This window comes from Rossellomorea pakistanensis (assembly GCF_016908495.1).
Lineage (GTDB): Bacteria > Bacillota > Bacilli > Bacillales > Bacillaceae_B > Rossellomorea > Rossellomorea pakistanensis.
This window is the reverse complement of the sequence record NZ_JAFBDZ010000001.1, coordinates 778979-795014: the sequence shown is the minus strand read 5'-3', so window position 1 is coordinate 795014 and position 16036 is coordinate 778979. Positions and strand designations below refer to the sequence as shown.

Sequence of the window (16036 nt, the reverse complement as noted above, 5' to 3'; positions counted from 1 at the left end):
AAATATAAAACGTAGAAGCAGCCACTGGTTGCTTTTTTTATTATGCCTAGATTGTGGTTAGGGTACCAGGTAAAAAAAGACTTATGGCTTCGTACAACCCTCCATTCGAATCTCAGACTAAAACACACCATTCAAATTGTTAAAAATAATAAACATTAAGTGAAAACAGTGATATTCTATAGGTATGGGAATACTGTGAAATGTTCGGTAAAATAAAAGCGTTATCATCTGAGAAGGAGTAAATCTTAATGAGTACAAAAAATGTGACGAAAAGGATAGAAACGAACGAGCAAGCTTTACATACATTGGCTTCATTATATAAAGAATTTTTGAAAAAGGGAGATATCGAAACGGTTAAAAAGGCTGAAATTCTGGCAAGGAAAATGTGGAAGAACGAATTTATTGTTGCATTTTGTGGTCATTTTTCAGCTGGAAAATCGACGATGATTAATTCACTTATCGGGGAAAATGTATTACCATCGAGTCCCATCCCCACAAGTGCTAATACAGTAAAGGTTCATCGTTCTGTAACGGACTTTACTAAAGTGTTTTACCATGATAAAGCCCCTGTACTATTTCCGGAAGATTACGATTTCGAAATCGTAAAGGATTTCTGTAAGGACGGTCAAAATGTACATTCGATCGAGATAGGGCACAAAGATTCGGCACTTCCTGAAGGGGTTACAGTCATGGACACTCCAGGGGTGGATAGTACAGATGAGGCGCATAAAATTTCTACAGAATCTGCATTACATGTTGCAGATATCGTGTTTTATGTAATGGATTATAATCATGTGCAATCCCAACTGAATTTTCAATATACAAAAGAGCTATTAAGTCATGGCGTAAAGCTGTATCTAATCGTCAATCAGGTAGATAAGCATAATGAAGAAGAGCTTTCATTTGAGTCTTTTAAAAATTCCGTTAAGAAATCGTTTGAAAGCTGGAATGTTAATCCAGAAGGAATATATTATACAACATTAAAGAAGGAAGACGATCCTCATAATCAACTGCTTGAAGTAAAAAGTTTGATTTCTGGAAGCTTAGATAATAAAACAGAAATGATCCTGAACACGTATCAATCCGGTATTGACCAATTACTCGCTCAACACCAAAAGTGGTTAGAGCAAGAACTAGAAGAGGTTCGAGCAGAAGCAGAATCCATCATTGATAAGCAGGATTGGGAAAATAAAGATGAACTGATTCAGCAAGAGATCTCCTTAAAAGAAGCCATTGAACAACATAACCCAGATCGTTATTTAACTGGATTTAAAAAAGAGATCGAAAAAGTTCTAAAAAATGCATATCTTATGCCATTTGAAACAAGAGAACTAGCAAAATCGTATTTAGAGTCACAGGAAAGAAATTTTAAAGTCGGGCTGTTTTTTTCAAAAAAGAAAACAGAGGAAGTACGCGAGACAAGATTTCATTCCTTTATGAACCAATTGAAAGAAGGTGTAACATCCCAATTAGAGTGGCATTTGAAAAGCAAAGGGAATGAATATATTAAGAAATCAGGAGTAGACGACCCTGATGTATTACAAAATTTAGAGAATATAAGGATTGAAGTCAACGAAAATGTCATTCAAAAGCCAATGAAACAAGGGGCTAATGTAACAGGTGAATACGTTCTTAATTATTGTGAGGAGTTGGCAACAAATTTAAAGAGAATGGCAAAGGTCCAGACGGATATATGGGTTGAGACATGGATGGAAGCTTTACGGTTACAGAGTAAGGAAGAATCTCAAGACTTAGAAGAGAAGTATGAAATCATTAAACCAAAAGTGGAATGGTTTTATAAGCTTGATTCATTAGAAACTGAGCAGCAAGAACATCTCCGCGTTTTGTACTTAAAATTAAAAAAACATAATCTAGATCAAGAAGAAATTATTACCCAGTGGCAAAAAGAATGGAATCAGGATGCAAATAATGTATCGATTTTTTCTGGAGAATTGAAGAAACAAGAAAAAGCCTTGAGTATCGAAAATGTTATCGAACAAGAAAGAATCAACGATACGGATTCTCAAAATGTAGAGGATATGGTGAAGAAATTGAACCAAATGTCCTCAAAATTTAAGGAAATACGAGGCTTTTCTCAATTAGCTAACCAATTGAAGTTAAAAGCAGAAAGGCTAGGTAATCAGGAGTTTACGATTGCTTTGTTTGGAGCTTTCAGCGCAGGGAAGTCATCGTTTGCGAACGCTTTATTAGGTGAGAAGGTTTTGCCTGTTAGTCCAAACCCAACTACTGCTGCTATAAATAGAATTCGTCCAACAAAAGGAAATAAGAATCATGGTAGTGCAGAGGTTCATCTAAAGTCAGGGGTGCAAATGCTAGAAGATATAAAAAATTCACTTAAGCTATTTGGCCATTCATGTAATACAATGCAAGAGGCATACGAGATGATCCCATCTGTTCTATCTTCAGGGGTTGGAGAAGGGAAAGAAAAAGTTCACCTATCCTTCCTAAATGCTTTTTACAAAGGATTTGATCGGTTTCATTCACTTCTGGGACAAACAGTAACAACTGATCTTACAGATTTTAAGGAATTTGTAGCAAATGAAACACAATCATGCTTCGTTGAATCGATTGATTTATATTATGATTGTGAGATCACCCGTAGAGGGATTACACTAGTTGACACACCAGGAGCAGATTCAATTAATGCAAGACATACGGGAGTATCCTTTGAGTATATTAGGAATTCAGATGCGATTTTATTTGTGACGTATTATAATCATGCATTTGCAAAAGCAGACAGAGAATTTCTTATTCAGCTAGGGAGGGTTAAAGATTCTTTTGAGCTTGATAAAATGTTTTTTATTATCAATGCCATTGATTTAGCTGAAAATGAAGAGGAATATCAAGAGGTTAAGATGTATGTGCATGAGCAACTAACACAGTATGGAATACGATTCCCGAAATTATTTGGTGTTTCATCCCTTCTTGCTATCAAGCATTCATCAGAATTGAAGGAAGATCTATCGGGTATGGATAAGTTCAAACAAGAGTTTCATTCATTCCTTCAAAATGATCTTACATCCATGGCTATTGAGTCTGCACAATCTCAATGGGAAAAAGGTTTGAAGAGGCTACAGAATTTAATTGAGGTATCCTCGGAAGATGAATTCACAAGACAGAAGAAAAAAGAGACCTTAAAAGATGCTCAATCAAAAATCTTTGAATTGTTATCCACTCAAGTGGAATCTAATTCTAAAAAAAGGATTTCTCAAGAAATACAAGAACTCTTATTTTATGTGAAGCAACGTGTATTCTTAAGATTTTCAGATTTTTTTAAAGAGAGCTTTCACCCTTCAATGTTTCAAGGGAAAGGCTCCACTAAAGATCACTTGCAAAAATCCCTTAATGAATTATTAGAATCAATTGGCTTTGACTTTTCACAAGAAATGAGAGCAACAAGTTTAAGGGTCGAACGATTTTCACTTGAACAGCTAAAGAAAGAAATGAGCCAGCTAGAGAAAAAAATCACTAAAATTTATGAAGGAATCGTCATTCCACCCTATGAATTTGGTAAATTAGATACACTTCCATTTGAGAAAGCTTTTGAAAAAATTGAGCTAATGAAATTTCAAAAGGCATGGACGTACTTTAAAAATGAAAAACATTTTTTTGAAAGTGATGGAAAAAAGAAAGTAATGGAAGAACTCTATGATCACTTGCAACACCCTTCTGATTTATACCTAGAAAGACAACAAGAAAGAATGGAACAATGGTTTGTTCATTATGTTGAAAATGAAATGACATCGTTAAGAAAGGAAATGCTAAATGTTTGTCAAGAGCAATTTTCTTCATGGGAGGAAGCTTTAAATTCCTCTATTAATATTGACGATTGGAAAGAAAGCTATCGATTCCTAAAGGAAAGTTAATAGAAATAGAGAGGGGAATAATATGGGGTCAAAGTATCATGCATGTGCAACATGCAAACATTTTTCAGCAGAACGAATGGAAGGTGTTATGAATTATCGCTGCATAAGATTAGGGTATGAAACAAAACCCAAATATCAATTTTCATGTTGGGATCCAAGACCTCATATTATTAGCCTTATGAAGAAAGAAGGGGGAGAATGATGATGAACTTTGTTAGTGTTCAGTGGTTATCAGAGAGATACCAAAACGATAACGTTAGAGTCATTGATTGCCGTTTTTCACTCCAAAATCCTAAAGTCGGCCACGGAGCCTATCTCAGAGATCATATTCCTGGTGCAGTTTATTTCAACTTAGATAAAGATTTATCAAGCGAAATTTCAAATCACGGCGGACGTCATCCGCTTCCTGATCTGGCTCAATTTATAAGGAAGATTGAAAAGGCTGGAATCAATCAAGATACTGCCGTCGTTGCTTATGATGACAAAGAGGGAGCTTTTGCCTCTCGATTATGGTGGCTAATGAAGTATATCGGGCATAAAAAAGTTTTTATCTTAGATGGCGGGTATCAAGCATGGAAACGTTTTGATCAACCAACAGATGCTCTTAAACCTGCTTATCATTCATCAGTCTACACTCCTCACATCCAAACAGAAATGGTTGTGACAATGGAAGATGTAAAAGAATTCATTCGGAATGAGAAAGCAGGAACATTAATTGATTCGAGAGCAACAGAAAGATATTTAGGAAAAGAAGAACCGATTGACAGAATCCCTGGTCACATCCCAACCGCCCAAAATATTGTCTGGACAGAAGGATTTAAAGATAGCCATTGGAAATCAGCCAGTGAGCAAAAGAAACGATTTAAAGATCTGGATGAAAACTCGCCAATAATCGTTTACTGTGGATCGGGTGTCACCGCGATTCCAAATTATATCGCTTTAAAAGAAGCCGGGTTTACAGATGTTAAGCTATATGCTGGGAGTTACAGTGACTGGGTTTCTTATGAAGAAAACGAAGTCCGTAAAGGGAATAAGTAAGGATTATTGGCAGAGATAGACCAAGAGAGATCTATCAAATTATGTTATAATGCTATTCGTATGAAAAAGGAGGAGCTTAATGAATAATCGTGAACATTTATTAATTATAGATGGAATGGCGTTATTATTTCGTTCATTCTTTGCAACATCCTTATCAGGACAATTTATGATCAATTCTAATGGGACGCCGACAAACGGAGTCCAAGGTTTTATGAAGCACCTACTTACGGCTGTCGAGTATCACAAGCCAACACATGCGGTTGTTTGCTGGGATATGGGGAGTCAAACCTTCCGAAATGAAATGTATGTTGGATATAAAGCGAACCGTGATGCTCCCCCTGTTGAGCTAATCCCTCAATTTGATTTAGCAAAGGAAGTATCTGAAGGTTTTCAAATTCCTAATATCGGTCTAATTGGTTTTGAAGCAGATGATTGTATTGGAACTCTTGCAAAACAACACCACAAAGAAAGACAAGTTTCGATTCTAAGTGGAGATCAAGATTTACTTCAACTATTAGATGATGGAATTCAAGTGATTTTGCTTCAAAAGGGATATGGCAATTATAAAACATATACGAAAGAACTTTTTGAAGAGGAAAAAGAAATCACACCTAAACAGTTTATTGATGTTAAAGCCTTAATGGGTGATACTAGTGATGGCTACCCTGGTGTCAGGGGCATTGGTGAAAAAACAGCATTAAAACTGATAAAAACCTACAGAAACATTGAAGGTATACTTGAAAATATAAATGAGTTAACACCAGCACAACGAAAAAAGATTCAAGAAGACGAAGAAATGCTTCATCTTTCCCGAAAGTTAGCTGAAATAAAATGTGATGTTCCGGTTACTCTTTCAATTGAAGAAGCTAAATGGAATATGCTTTCAGATTCCACTGTTCAATTAATCGAAGACTTGGAACTTAAAGTATTACGTCGTTTTCTAATGACAACAGAGTACTTTTTAGAGAAACGGGCCTAATATGACCCGTTTTTTGTTGTCAATTGACCGAAACGGTACCTTTGTTTTTAACAAAGGATTAGGGAATACCAGTCATCGTATACTTCATCAGAAACTCAACTAGTCATGACCCATTATTTTTTATTCGCTTTTTTAGCGGCATTTTCCAGCTTGCTTTTCGGCTCTGCAGCAAATTCAGTATCTCCTTGAGGGGTCATTCCAGAGTATTTCTTAGAGCCTCGATTTCTTTTATTTTGTTCACTCATACATATCACCTCCCTTTTTATCGTAAACGAAAACGAACTTTTTTAATCAATACTTGAGGAATGGTTAAAATAGTAGAAGAGGTGGTTATATGAATAAGGGGATTTACACCGCTTTATTTAGCATACTCTTTGCTCAAGCATTAAAAATCCCGATACATTTTGTGAAAACAAAGAAATGGAATCCAATGCTCTTTTTCCAAACTGGTGGAATGCCAAGTTCTCATTCTGCAGGAGTTTCATCTCTCACGACATTTATCGCTCTCAAAAGAGGGGTTCCTACGATTGATTTTGCCCTTTCTTTTGTATTTGGCCTAATTGTTATGTATGATGCACAGGGAATCAGAAGACAGACCGGTGAACTAACACTTAAAGTGAACTCATTAGACGAGTTGGTTCGAAAAGCGCATGCGGATGAAAAAATTCCATTTGAAGAAAAGCAGCCGACGAAACTAAAGGAAATGCTTGGGCATAAGCCAGAGGAAGTCATTGGAGGCGGTATTCTTGGAATATTATTTGGATTTATTGGATTTCTGATTTCAAAAAAAGATAGGCAAAAAAGAAGATTTTTTGTAAGATAAAGAAAGAAATTAGAAAAGTAGGGTGAGGAGAAACATGATGAACAAGCATCAATCTGTTGAAGATTTTCTCATCTATTTAGAAAATAAGGGCTTTAAATTTCAAGAAGATGCGATTGGATTCATTTATTTTGGAAAAAGGTATACGGATGCATCTGATACAATTGTCAATACGGCAATCGAAATTACATTGAAGGCCCAGAAGATTTTCGACAGCAGTTTTTACATATCCGTTTTAGAAATATTACAGTCTCAAAATATCAAAACAAGAAGGGAAGCCTTTCAATTCATACAGGAAAAGGGAGTACTTGCTGAATCGGTATAGATTTTGGTTTTTGGAAACGGGCTGTCCCTAAAGAACCACCCGGATCCAATTATTTGTCCGTATATAGAAGATTTATAAAGGTTACATCTATACATGAAAATTTTGGTTCCTGAACTTTGAAAGCAGCCCTTTCCTTTAATTTTGTCTTATTGCCTTACGAGCTAATTCATCCGCAACTCGATTCTGTTTGCTAGGAATCCATTTTATAAAGAATAAATCCAAAGCTTTAGAAAGATGAATGATTTCTTGTAAGAGAAATTTATATTCAGAATTCCTTACATATTCTTTTTCAATAGCATGAACGACGGCTTGGGAATCACTTCTAAATGAAACAACCGTGTATTGTTTGTCAATACAAATTTCTAGTGCCATTTTACACGCCATAAATTCTGCACTATGATTGTCCATCTGCCCTAGTGGTATGGAAATGTGCTCAAGGATACCATTTCCTTTTATAAATATTCCAGCACCACTCAGACCGGGATCTCCAGCACTTGCACCATCAATATACACTTCAATCATATCGTCACCTCTTAATAATCCAATGAAAAAAAGAGCTAGATTTTTCTAGACTCTTTTTTCATTAACTATACCTTTATCCTCAACAAATGTGAATCGTTTTGCGATATAGCCAAATGGGGTGTCGAGTATTGAGACAATCCATTTTAAAATATAAGTAGTAAGGAAGATCTCAACCCATATTTCAAATGGAAACTCACCGAGAAAAGCTATGGATGTGAATACAAGTGTATCCAGTAATTGACTGATCATCGTTGATCCATTATTTCGAATCCAAAATTGTGAGTCTTTGGGGAATTTATTTTTTAAATAGGAAAAAATATAAACGTCGGCAAATTGACTTATTAAGTATGCAGCGAGACTCCCTAAGGCAATTCTTGGTATAAGGCCAAAAATAGTGGCTAATGATTCTTGTGCAAAATCATCGGGATGAGGATTGAATAAGAGCGCCATCTGCATAATAACAGTCATGGTCAATAAAGTGAAAAATCCAAGCCAAACCGCTTTTTGAGCTTCCTTTCGACCGTATTTTTCATTAAGAATATCAGTAACTAAAAACGCTGTACCGTACATTGCGTTTCCAAGTGTAGCCGTAAGCCCAAATATTTCAATTGTCTTTACCACTTGTAGGTTGGCTAAAATGGTTGAAATGCCAATCCAAGCAAAAAGTCCTGTTTTACCGAATAATCGATACATCGCTAGTACAAGAAAAAAATTAATAAGGACAAATAATAGTCCAAACCATTCATTAAACATTTTTATACCTCCTAGTTTTGATAACGCGGGAATTTTCGAACCGCAAGAAATGTATGAAATTGACCAGAATACATTATACATACAAAAAGTGAAAAGAACAAATAACTGTTCAGTGAGGAGAATCGATTATCATGCAAATGAGAATAAAATGGAAATATAAAGGGAAGAAAATAGAGCCTGTATGGTTTGAATCCCAATGGTTACAAAGAAAAATGATTATTAGTTTAATGAATGATATATCAAAGACTGGTCGTGTACTAGACCTTATTATTGAGGACGAAATGGGAAATGAATGGACCCCTAAAGAATTTCAAAAACTAGAGGTAGAACTCGATCAAGCGCCTGAAAACATAACAGTTTATTTTGATGGTGGGTTTGATATACAATCATCATTATCGGGTCTAGGAATGGTCGTTTATTATGAGAAAAATGGTCAGAAATGGAGAGTTAGAAAAAATGAGCGTTTAGAAGAGCTTGAAAATAACAATGAGGCAGAATATGCAGCTCTTTATGCAAGTCTAACTGTTCTTGAAGAACTAGGAGTCCATCACATGCCTTTGACAATAAAAGGGGACTCTCAAGTTGTATTAATGCAGCTTCAAGGAGAGTGGCCATGTTTTGAAAAGGTATTAAATGAATGGTTAGACCGAATTGAAGCTAAATTGGATCAATTGAAACTTAAACCGAGGTATGAATTAATTCCAAGGAAACAAAATAAAGAAGCGGACCAATTAGCTAACCAAGCGCTAGAAGGAACACAGATTGAAAGTGAATCGAAAATAAGAGAATAATGTCAGGGGTGAAAGGGTTGAGTACTGTGGATCGTAAAAAAGTCATACAAGGGGTGAATGAATTATTAAATACGTATTGTCATGACTGCTTATTAAAGTCACATTTTCGAAAAGATTATGGGAAAACAGAAGCACATCGCTTCTGTATACAAAAATGTACGGTCGGGCAACAATTAAAAAAATTGGGAGAAAAACTTTCCTGAAATTGAGTTTCTTATAATAGGTTGAAATTATAGAAAGAAAGGGTTGACCGAATAACGGTCAACCCTTTTCGTGTATTTTTTGTTTGATTGATTATAATTTAACTACGTTAGCAGCTTGAGGTCCACGGTTACCTTCAACAATTTCAAATGAAACCTCTTGACCTTCTTCTAAAGATTTAAATCCTTCTCCTTCAATTGCAGTGAAATGTACGAATACATCGTCTCCACCTTCAACTTCAATAAAGCCAAATCCTTTTTCATTATTAAACCATTTTACTTTACCGTTTTGCATATTTCTTAATCCTCCTAAATCTGTGAAGCACATTTGTGCTTAGGCAAAATATTATCACTGAACAAAACATGAAAGATCTGTTAAATGATGATTCTAATATACAATATGCAACGATTGAGAGTCAAGAAAAGGAAGATTATTTTTTCAGAGAATTTTCTTTTTTAATGAACCTGTTAATAAAAATTCAGAATATTTATAAATATTGTATTAGGGAATATTTAAATGTTAGTGAAAAATAACAGCCGTTATCTAGTAAATATGAACAAATATAATAAATAACCTCTGGGTTGTATTCATTCCGTATGTATAGTAAACTTTTAATGATATTTGACGGAATTTGGAGGGTGCGGAATGCCTACACCGAGTATGGAGGATTATATAGAACAAATTTATTTACTTATTGAAAATAAAGGATATGCAAGAGTATCTGATATTGCAGAATCACTTTCAGTCCATCCCTCCTCAGTAACGAAGATGGTACAGAAATTAGATAAAGACGACTATCTAGTATATGAAAAATATCGTGGACTAGTCCTAACTTCAAAAGGCAATAAAATTGGAAAACGATTGGTTTACAGACATGAACTATTAGAGCAGTTCTTGCGTGTCATTGGTGTAAAAGAGGAAAATATTTATGAGGATGTTGAAGGTATTGAACATCACTTAAGCTGGGACTCAATCGATCGTATTGGAGATCTAGTTCAATATTTTGAAGAGAATAATAGTCGAATAAGTGATTTAAAGATCATACAAGAAAAAAATGATGCTTGATGTACGTAATAAAGCTGATGTGAAAAGGAATAACCCTTTCTCATCAGCTTTTTGTTTTTCATAAAATAAAGAATTAACCTAAAATATAGTGGGATAACTGGAGAAATTTTCATCTTCAGAAAGTGTATTTGTTAAATGAGGATATCCTTCTTCATCCTCTCTAATGTCAATACCTGTAATCAGACCTTCTTCTACCTCAAGTGCAGCTTTCCGATAAGAAATGATCCTTCCAGATGAGGTTTGGAAATTGATGATATCTCCATTCACATTTCTTTGAACTTTAATGATTTCTTCCAAAATAATTCAACTCCTTTGAACCCGGATTTCATCATTATTATGGTCAAAAATGATGAATCTAAAAATCATAGAAGGATTTTTCCTGAGAAATTCAGAATTGATAATAGTAGAGAAAATGTCAAAGAAAGTTGAAGGTGTAAAAATGACAAGAAATCAATGGCATCTTAATGCAAAAGAAAAATGGGATGAAAATGCTGCCTCTTGGCATAGCAAAAGCATTAGTAATTGGCATGAAGGTAGTCGAAAGGACATCGTCCCATTTATAAAATTACATATACCAAAAGGTTCCAAGATTGCGGATCTTGGATGTGGGGATGGGTATGGCTCTTTTCGTCTATGGGAAGAAGGATATTCTGTTACAGGGATAGATCTTTCTCAAAAAATGATAGATCTAGCAAGAAAACAAGAAAAAGAAAGATTGAAATTTGTACAGGGAGACCTCTCAAATATTCCTTTTGATGAAGAATCCTTTGACGGGGCTATGGCGATTAATTCTCTAGAGTGGACAAGTGATCCTTTGCATTCACTTGAAGAGATTAGACGTATTGTGAAATTAAAAGGACTAGTCTGTATTGGGATATTAGGACCTACAGCGCATCCAAGGAAAAATGCTTTTCCTAGATTAAGAAGAGAAGAAGTAATTTGTAATACGATGATGCCTTGGGAATTAGAAGAATTAGTTGTTCAAAATGGTTGGGAAAAAATTGATGAACATTGGGTTTACAAGAAGGGTGTTAAACCTAGCTTGACTGAAAGCTTATCAAATGAACTAAAGCAATCTCTAACATTCATGACATTGTTTATATTTCAACGAATTCAATAATAATTGGAGGTAAAGTGATGGAACAAAGATATTCAATAGACGAATTTATTAATCAAACAAAGCAAGAAGACAAGGGTCAAGGGTATTTTGAATTGGAAACACCACGGATGCTTGAAGTTAATTTGCAAGGTCAAGTATGGGCCAAGGCTGGGGCGATGGTTTCTTACCGTGGTCAAATTAAGTTTGAAAGAGAAGGGGTCTTAGAGCACGGTATTGGTAAGCTTTTCAAAAAAGCTTTATCTGGTGAAGGAACTTCATTAATGAAGGCAAATGGAAATGGAAAGCTTTATTTAGCCGATCAAGGAAAGAAAATCTCTATTCTTAAGCTTCAAGGTGAATCAATATACGTTAATGGAAACGATCTATTAGCTTTTGACCCTTCGTTAGAATGGGATATTAAGATGATGAGGAAGGTAGCAGGAATGCTTTCAGGAGGGCTTTTTAATGTCAGAATCGAAGGAACCGGACTTGTTGCTATTACATCACACTATGAACCATTAACACTTTTAGTAAACCCTGGTCAACCTGTTTATACCGACCCGAATGCCACAGTTGCTTGGTCAGGAAATCTTCAGCCTGAATTTGTCACAGATGTATCGCTTAAAACATTTCTAGGGAGGGGAAGCGGTGAATCAGTGCAAATGAAATTTGAGGGGGAAGGCTTTGTGGTAGTACAGCCATTTGAAGAAGTGTACTTTAGTCAACAAAGCTAAATAATGAGCTTTTCTTAGGAGGTAGGGAACCACATTGATATTTACTTAAGAAGATCTTTAGTGAAATCTTCTATGAAAAAATGTGGTTCCTGACATCTTATATTCAGTGTATTCATTACTATTCTGAGTTCACCTTTGCAAAATGAGTCTGCCGATTTTTTATGGATAAATAGGATGTTATATCTTCTTGAATTTTGCTAGCTGCACTTTCCTTATAGATACAGGAATGACTTTTCTTAATCTTTCTGCGATAGTCTTCATCAAATACTGATTTATAAATACCTTCAATAATATCTTCAACTTTATTAGCAATCATTGCTGCATGATTGTGTTGGAAATAACGTGCATTTTCCATTTCTTGTCCCGGATTTGGCCGGAAGAGAACAATGGGTATTTTCATTGAAACAGCTTCAGTTAATGAGATTGCACCAGCCTTTGAGACAAGGCAATCTGTTATGGAAAACAGTTCATGAATGTTGTCGATATATCCATAAACATGCACATTTCCATTATGGTTTATTTGATCTAAGCGCTCTTTTAGTGTTATATTTTTTCCGCAGATAATAACCAATTGAATCTCTGCGTAGCTCTCTAATTCTTTAATTAGCTTTTGAACTTTTGGGATGATTCCAAATCCACCCCCAAAGATCGTAATTGTTTTTTTGTTTTCATCTAAATTAAATTTCTTATAATGATTGGAGATTCGCTGAGTAGAGTGAGTAAACGTAGATCGAATAGGAATACCCGTTATAAGTATACGTTTTTCTTTAATTCCATATCGGATCAATGTTTCTTTAACATTGTGTGAAGCAACATAATATCTTTCAATCATAGGATGGGTCCATAGTGGATGAGCACAATAATCTGTAATAATCGTAAATGTAGGAATATGTAATTTTGTCTTATTCCTTAAGTACGCGCTAGCATTTAAAGGAAAAGTAGTTAGGATGAACGATGGTTGATAGGTTTGTAGTAATTGCAATAATCTCTTTTTTCCGAGATGCTGATAAAAATAAGCTAATCCTTTCGAAGAAAGCTTATCTGTTCCATAATAAAACATCTTATATAAGGGAGCTCCAAACTTCGTAAAACTTTTCTTTAATAGTCCCTGTGTGAATAAATGTATAGCTGGATAAGCTTCTCCGTATAGATCAATAATATGGACGTTGGTAAAGCCTTTTTCAAGAAAAGTACTTGCCACGGTTTGGGCTGTTTGGATATGTCCCTCACCATATTGTGCCGTTAAAATTAAAATCGATTCATTCTGGTACATGCAATGCCCCCTTTGTATAGAATGATTTTATTACGCCCGATACTATTAGATTACAAATTTTTTGTAAATTTTGTATAAACAGAATCCTGTTTTTTTGTAAAAAATAGATGAGTGCATCAGAAAATTTTCACACAAGAATCCTGTGGAATGATAAGATGAGAAAAAAGATACATAAATGGAGGAAAAGAGAATGTCAGTACGCGCTAAACACCAATCAGATATTGAAATTGCTCAAGCCTCGAAATTAAAACCGATAAATGAAATTGCTGAACTAATAGGTTTAAAACAAGAGGATATCGAATTATATGGACCCTATAAAGCGAAGATTACATATGAAGCAATGAGCCAAATGAAAGATGTTAAAAACGGGAAACTTGTACTAGTAACATCGATAAATCCCACACCAGCAGGAGAAGGTAAATCCACTGTGACTGTTGGTTTAGGTGATGCTTTCAATTTATTAGGAGAAAAGGCAATGATTGCGATGCGTGAACCTTCCCTTGGTCCAACAATGGGGATGAAAGGTGGGGCGACTGGAGGAGGTTATGCACAAGTCCTTCCAATGGAGGATATAAATCTGCATTTTACAGGTGATATCCACGCTATTACTACGGCAAATAATGCCCTTTCTGCTCTCATCGATAATCATATACACCAAGGGAATGCTTTAGGAATAGATGCGAGAAGAATTACTTGGAAAAGATCTATAGATATGAATGATAGAGCTTTGAGACAGGTCGTTATTGGGCTGGGTGGCCCTGTACAAGGCGTCCCACGTGAAGATGGTTTCGATATTACGGTTGCTTCTGAAATTATGGCTGTACTTTGTTTAAGTAAAGATTTACAGGATTTAAAGAAACGTCTTTCAAGTATGGTGATAGGCTATAAATATGACAGAACCCCAGTTACTGTTAAAGACTTAGGAGTGGAAGGTGCATTAACGCTCCTTTTAAAAGACGCATTAAAACCTAATTTAGTTCAAACCATTGAGCACACACCTGCCCTCATTCATGGAGGTCCGTTTGCCAATATTGCTCATGGTTGTAATAGTGTGATGGCCACTAATGCCGCATTAAAGCTCTCTGATATTGTCGTAACCGAAGCAGGTTTTGGAGCAGATCTTGGAGCTGAGAAATTCTTAAATATTAAAACCCGTGCATTAGGTGCTCACCCTGATGCGGTTGTACTCGTTGCCACAGTCCGTGCATTAAAAATGCATGGTGGGCAAAGTAAAGGAGATTTAAATACGGAAGATTTACAGGCCTTAGAAAAAGGGCTTCAAAATTTAAAAAAACATATGGAAACCCTTGAGAAATTTGGAGTTCCATTTGTTATTGCGATTAATCGTTTTATAACGGACACTGATTTAGAATTGAATGCACTGCAAAAATGGTGTGAAGACCAAGGTGTTGCTGTATCTTTAACTGAGGTTTGGGAGCATGGTGGAAAAGGTGGTCTCGACTTAGCACAAAAGGTACTTAAAATAATCGATAAGCATGAGAATCATTTCAATCATTTCAATCATTTATATAATGAAGAAACAAGTATAGAAGAAAAAATTAAAACAATTGCAATAAATGTTTATGGGGCAAAAAATGTAGAATTCTCCGTAAAAGCAAAAAAACAATTAAATGAAATTGATAAATTTGAATGGGCCCATTTACCTGTCTGTATGGCGAAAACACAATATTCTTTATCAGATGATGCAAAGAATTTAGGAAGACCTGAGGATTTCATTATTACGATCCGTGAATTACGACCAAAAATTGGAGCGGGCTTTATTGTGGCCTTAACAGGAGAAGTTATGACGATGCCCGGGCTACCTAGCCAACCAGCAGCGTATCAAATGGATGTTGATGAACAAGGAAAGGCAATTGGATTATTCTAGAAAAAATTATGGTTGTCCTAATACCAAGGGAGAAGGAACCACATCTTCTATATAGCTGAAACCTTTAAGGTATCTTCTATTTATAAACAATCATAGCGTTCCTAACCCTTATGGGACAGCCCTGTTTAAAGTACATATTTGAGGAGGAACTATGTTCGACCCTACTGCATTTGACAATTTAAAAGTAGTCTTAGAAGGGGCTGTGTATGATCTCGAGTTAAATGGTGAATTAAAAATTGTCAATCGTAAAGATCTAGTAGATCTCGCTTCCCTTTCAAGAACCTATTCTATTTATTTCCACTCACGTATACAAATGGCTGTTCATGCTAAAATTGAACTTTCAGCAGGATTAGAAGAATTATCAGGTGAATTATTATTTAAAAAAAGAGAACGGGGTGCCTCCATTCAAATATCATATGAAGGAAAAGAAGGGTGTTTAACAAAAAATCATTATGAATATTTACTTCGTTCATGGGAAGCTAGAGAGATTGAATGGCTTGAGGTTTATTCCAACAAAAAGCCTTCAGCTTGTAGAGCCGTAGTGCATTTTGACAGATTTATAACAGAAGAAATGATTGATGAATTACCAGCACTTGTCCGGCATCTTCTCCAAACTTTAGATGAAATACCGTATTCATCTTGACTAGTACAACTCATATAT

18 protein-coding genes are annotated in these 16036 nt (G+C 35.4%); 12 read left to right on the top strand and 6 right to left on the bottom strand.

The features are described from left to right. Window positions 1-248 precede the first annotated feature (248 nt). From JOC86_RS03930 to JOC86_RS03920, 3 genes are all read left to right on the top strand, one after another. Window positions 249-3887: a dynamin family protein gene (locus JOC86_RS03930; RefSeq protein ID WP_205168454.1), complete on the top strand. Its 3639-nt coding sequence runs from the start codon at window positions 249-251 to the stop codon at window positions 3885-3887. 204 nt (window positions 3888-4091) lie between these two features. After that, window positions 4092-4925: a sulfurtransferase gene (locus JOC86_RS03925; RefSeq protein ID WP_205168453.1), complete on the top strand. Its 834-nt coding sequence runs from the start codon at window positions 4092-4094 to the stop codon at window positions 4923-4925. A 79-nt stretch (window positions 4926-5004) separates the two neighbouring features. Beyond that, a complete protein-coding gene (locus tag JOC86_RS03920; protein WP_205168452.1) occupies window positions 5005-5904 on the top strand; it encodes a 5'-3' exonuclease in 900 nt (299 codons plus the stop codon). Between the two features lie 113 nt (window positions 5905-6017). Here JOC86_RS03920 and JOC86_RS03915 read toward each other — a convergent pair whose 3' ends face one another. Further along, window positions 6018-6149, bottom strand: a complete 132-nt coding sequence (locus JOC86_RS03915; protein WP_205168451.1) for a small, acid-soluble spore protein L — start codon at window positions 6147-6149, stop codon at window positions 6018-6020. An 89-nt stretch (window positions 6150-6238) separates the two neighbouring features. Here JOC86_RS03915 and JOC86_RS03910 point away from each other — a divergent pair, with 89 nt between their 5' ends. Then, window positions 6239-6727 carry a divergent PAP2 family protein gene (locus JOC86_RS03910; protein ID WP_205168450.1) on the top strand — a complete coding sequence of 163 codons (489 nt, stop codon included), beginning with the start codon at window positions 6239-6241 and terminating at the stop codon, window positions 6725-6727. Window positions 6728-6764: 37 nt separating this feature from the next. Further along, window positions 6765-7049, top strand: coding sequence for a DUF6123 family protein (locus JOC86_RS03905; protein ID WP_205168449.1), 285 nt, complete (start codon window positions 6765-6767; stop codon window positions 7047-7049). A 135-nt stretch (window positions 7050-7184) separates the two neighbouring features. Here the strand turns inward: JOC86_RS03905 and JOC86_RS03900 are convergent, their stop codons facing one another. Together JOC86_RS03900 and JOC86_RS03895 are read right to left on the bottom strand one after the other, a co-directional pair. Continuing rightward, window positions 7185-7571 (bottom strand): reverse transcriptase-like protein, encoded by a 387-nt coding sequence (locus tag JOC86_RS03900; RefSeq protein ID WP_205168448.1) that lies wholly within the window; start codon window positions 7569-7571, stop codon window positions 7185-7187. A 45-nt stretch (window positions 7572-7616) separates the two neighbouring features. Further along, window positions 7617-8324: a queuosine precursor transporter gene (locus JOC86_RS03895; RefSeq protein ID WP_205168447.1), complete on the bottom strand. Its 708-nt coding sequence runs from the start codon at window positions 8322-8324 to the stop codon at window positions 7617-7619. A 131-nt stretch (window positions 8325-8455) separates the two neighbouring features. Here JOC86_RS03895 and JOC86_RS03890 point away from each other — a divergent pair, with 131 nt between their 5' ends. Continuing rightward, window positions 8456-9115, top strand: coding sequence for a reverse transcriptase-like protein (locus JOC86_RS03890; protein WP_205168446.1), 660 nt, complete (start codon window positions 8456-8458; stop codon window positions 9113-9115). A gap of 26 nt (window positions 9116-9141) precedes the next feature. Further along, on the top strand, window positions 9142-9318 hold the full coding sequence (locus JOC86_RS03885) for a zinc-finger domain-containing protein (RefSeq protein WP_419096029.1): 177 nt from the start codon (window positions 9142-9144) through the stop codon (window positions 9316-9318). Between the two features lie 91 nt (window positions 9319-9409). Here JOC86_RS03885 and cspD read toward each other — a convergent pair whose 3' ends face one another. Beyond that, window positions 9410-9610: a cold-shock protein CspD gene (gene cspD, locus JOC86_RS03880; RefSeq protein WP_071411568.1), complete on the bottom strand. Its 201-nt coding sequence runs from the start codon at window positions 9608-9610 to the stop codon at window positions 9410-9412. Window positions 9611-9961: 351 nt separating this feature from the next. Here cspD and mntR point away from each other — a divergent pair, with 351 nt between their 5' ends. Beyond that, window positions 9962-10381 (top strand): transcriptional regulator MntR, encoded by a 420-nt coding sequence (gene mntR / locus JOC86_RS03875; protein WP_205168444.1) that lies wholly within the window; start codon window positions 9962-9964, stop codon window positions 10379-10381. Window positions 10382-10459: 78 nt separating this feature from the next. Here the strand turns inward: mntR and JOC86_RS03870 are convergent, their stop codons facing one another. Then, entirely contained in the window at window positions 10460-10678 is a 219-nt protein-coding gene (locus JOC86_RS03870) for a DUF3892 domain-containing protein (RefSeq protein ID WP_239587369.1), read from the bottom strand. 115 nt (window positions 10679-10793) lie between these two features. On the opposite strand from JOC86_RS03870, the gene JOC86_RS03865 reads away from it, so the two are divergent. Together JOC86_RS03865 and JOC86_RS03860 are read left to right on the top strand one after the other, a co-directional pair. After that, a complete protein-coding gene (locus JOC86_RS03865) occupies window positions 10794-11501 on the top strand; it encodes a class I SAM-dependent methyltransferase (RefSeq protein ID WP_239587368.1) in 708 nt (235 codons plus the stop codon). Window positions 11502-11518: 17 nt separating this feature from the next. Beyond that, complete coding sequence (locus tag JOC86_RS03860; RefSeq protein ID WP_205168443.1) at window positions 11519-12214, top strand: AIM24 family protein; 696 nt, start codon at window positions 11519-11521, stop codon at window positions 12212-12214. A 118-nt stretch (window positions 12215-12332) separates the two neighbouring features. On the opposite strand, the gene JOC86_RS03855 is transcribed toward JOC86_RS03860, so the two are convergent. Continuing rightward, window positions 12333-13487, bottom strand: coding sequence for an MGDG synthase family glycosyltransferase (locus JOC86_RS03855; RefSeq protein WP_205168442.1), 1155 nt, complete (start codon window positions 13485-13487; stop codon window positions 12333-12335). A gap of 190 nt (window positions 13488-13677) precedes the next feature. Between JOC86_RS03855 and JOC86_RS03850 the strand changes: the two genes are divergently transcribed. Both JOC86_RS03850 and JOC86_RS03845 read left to right on the top strand, forming a co-directional pair. Next, entirely contained in the window at window positions 13678-15375 is a 1698-nt protein-coding gene (locus tag JOC86_RS03850) for a formate--tetrahydrofolate ligase (RefSeq protein WP_205168441.1), read from the top strand. A 151-nt stretch (window positions 15376-15526) separates the two neighbouring features. After that, a complete protein-coding gene (locus JOC86_RS03845; RefSeq protein WP_205168440.1) occupies window positions 15527-16018 on the top strand; it encodes a hypothetical protein in 492 nt (163 codons plus the stop codon). Window positions 16019-16036 lie beyond the last annotated feature (18 nt).

Bases quoted from the DNA above. Each gene is read 5' to 3' on its own strand.
- JOC86_RS03900 (WP_205168448.1), bottom strand. From the start codon at position 7,571: ATGATTGAAGTGTATATTGATGGTGCAAGTGCTGGAGATCCCGGTCTG.
- JOC86_RS03855 (WP_205168442.1), bottom strand. From the start codon at position 13,487: ATGTACCAGAATGAATCGATTTTAATTTTAACGGCACAATATGGTGAG.
- JOC86_RS03890 (WP_205168446.1), top strand. From the start codon at position 8,456: ATGCAAATGAGAATAAAATGGAAATATAAAGGGAAGAAAATAGAGCCT.
- JOC86_RS03910 (WP_205168450.1), top strand. From the start codon at position 6,239: ATGAATAAGGGGATTTACACCGCTTTATTTAGCATACTCTTTGCTCAA.
- JOC86_RS03925 (WP_205168453.1), top strand. From the start codon at position 4,092: ATGAACTTTGTTAGTGTTCAGTGGTTATCAGAGAGATACCAAAACGAT.
- JOC86_RS03920 (WP_205168452.1), top strand. From the start codon at position 5,005: ATGAATAATCGTGAACATTTATTAATTATAGATGGAATGGCGTTATTA.
- JOC86_RS03915 (WP_205168451.1), bottom strand. From the start codon at position 6,149: ATGAGTGAACAAAATAAAAGAAATCGAGGCTCTAAGAAATACTCTGGA.
- JOC86_RS03895 (WP_205168447.1), bottom strand. From the start codon at position 8,324: ATGTTTAATGAATGGTTTGGACTATTATTTGTCCTTATTAATTTTTTT.
- JOC86_RS03865 (WP_239587368.1), top strand. From the start codon at position 10,794: ATGTCAAAGAAAGTTGAAGGTGTAAAAATGACAAGAAATCAATGGCAT.
- JOC86_RS03860 (WP_205168443.1), top strand. From the start codon at position 11,519: ATGGAACAAAGATATTCAATAGACGAATTTATTAATCAAACAAAGCAA.
- JOC86_RS03930 (WP_205168454.1), top strand. From the start codon at position 249: ATGAGTACAAAAAATGTGACGAAAAGGATAGAAACGAACGAGCAAGCT.
- JOC86_RS03905 (WP_205168449.1), top strand. From the start codon at position 6,765: ATGAACAAGCATCAATCTGTTGAAGATTTTCTCATCTATTTAGAAAAT.
- mntR (WP_205168444.1), top strand. From the start codon at position 9,962: ATGCCTACACCGAGTATGGAGGATTATATAGAACAAATTTATTTACTT.
- cspD (WP_071411568.1), bottom strand. From the start codon at position 9,610: ATGCAAAACGGTAAAGTAAAATGGTTTAATAATGAAAAAGGATTTGGC.
- JOC86_RS03850 (WP_205168441.1), top strand. From the start codon at position 13,678: ATGTCAGTACGCGCTAAACACCAATCAGATATTGAAATTGCTCAAGCC.
- JOC86_RS03845 (WP_205168440.1), top strand. From the start codon at position 15,527: ATGTTCGACCCTACTGCATTTGACAATTTAAAAGTAGTCTTAGAAGGG.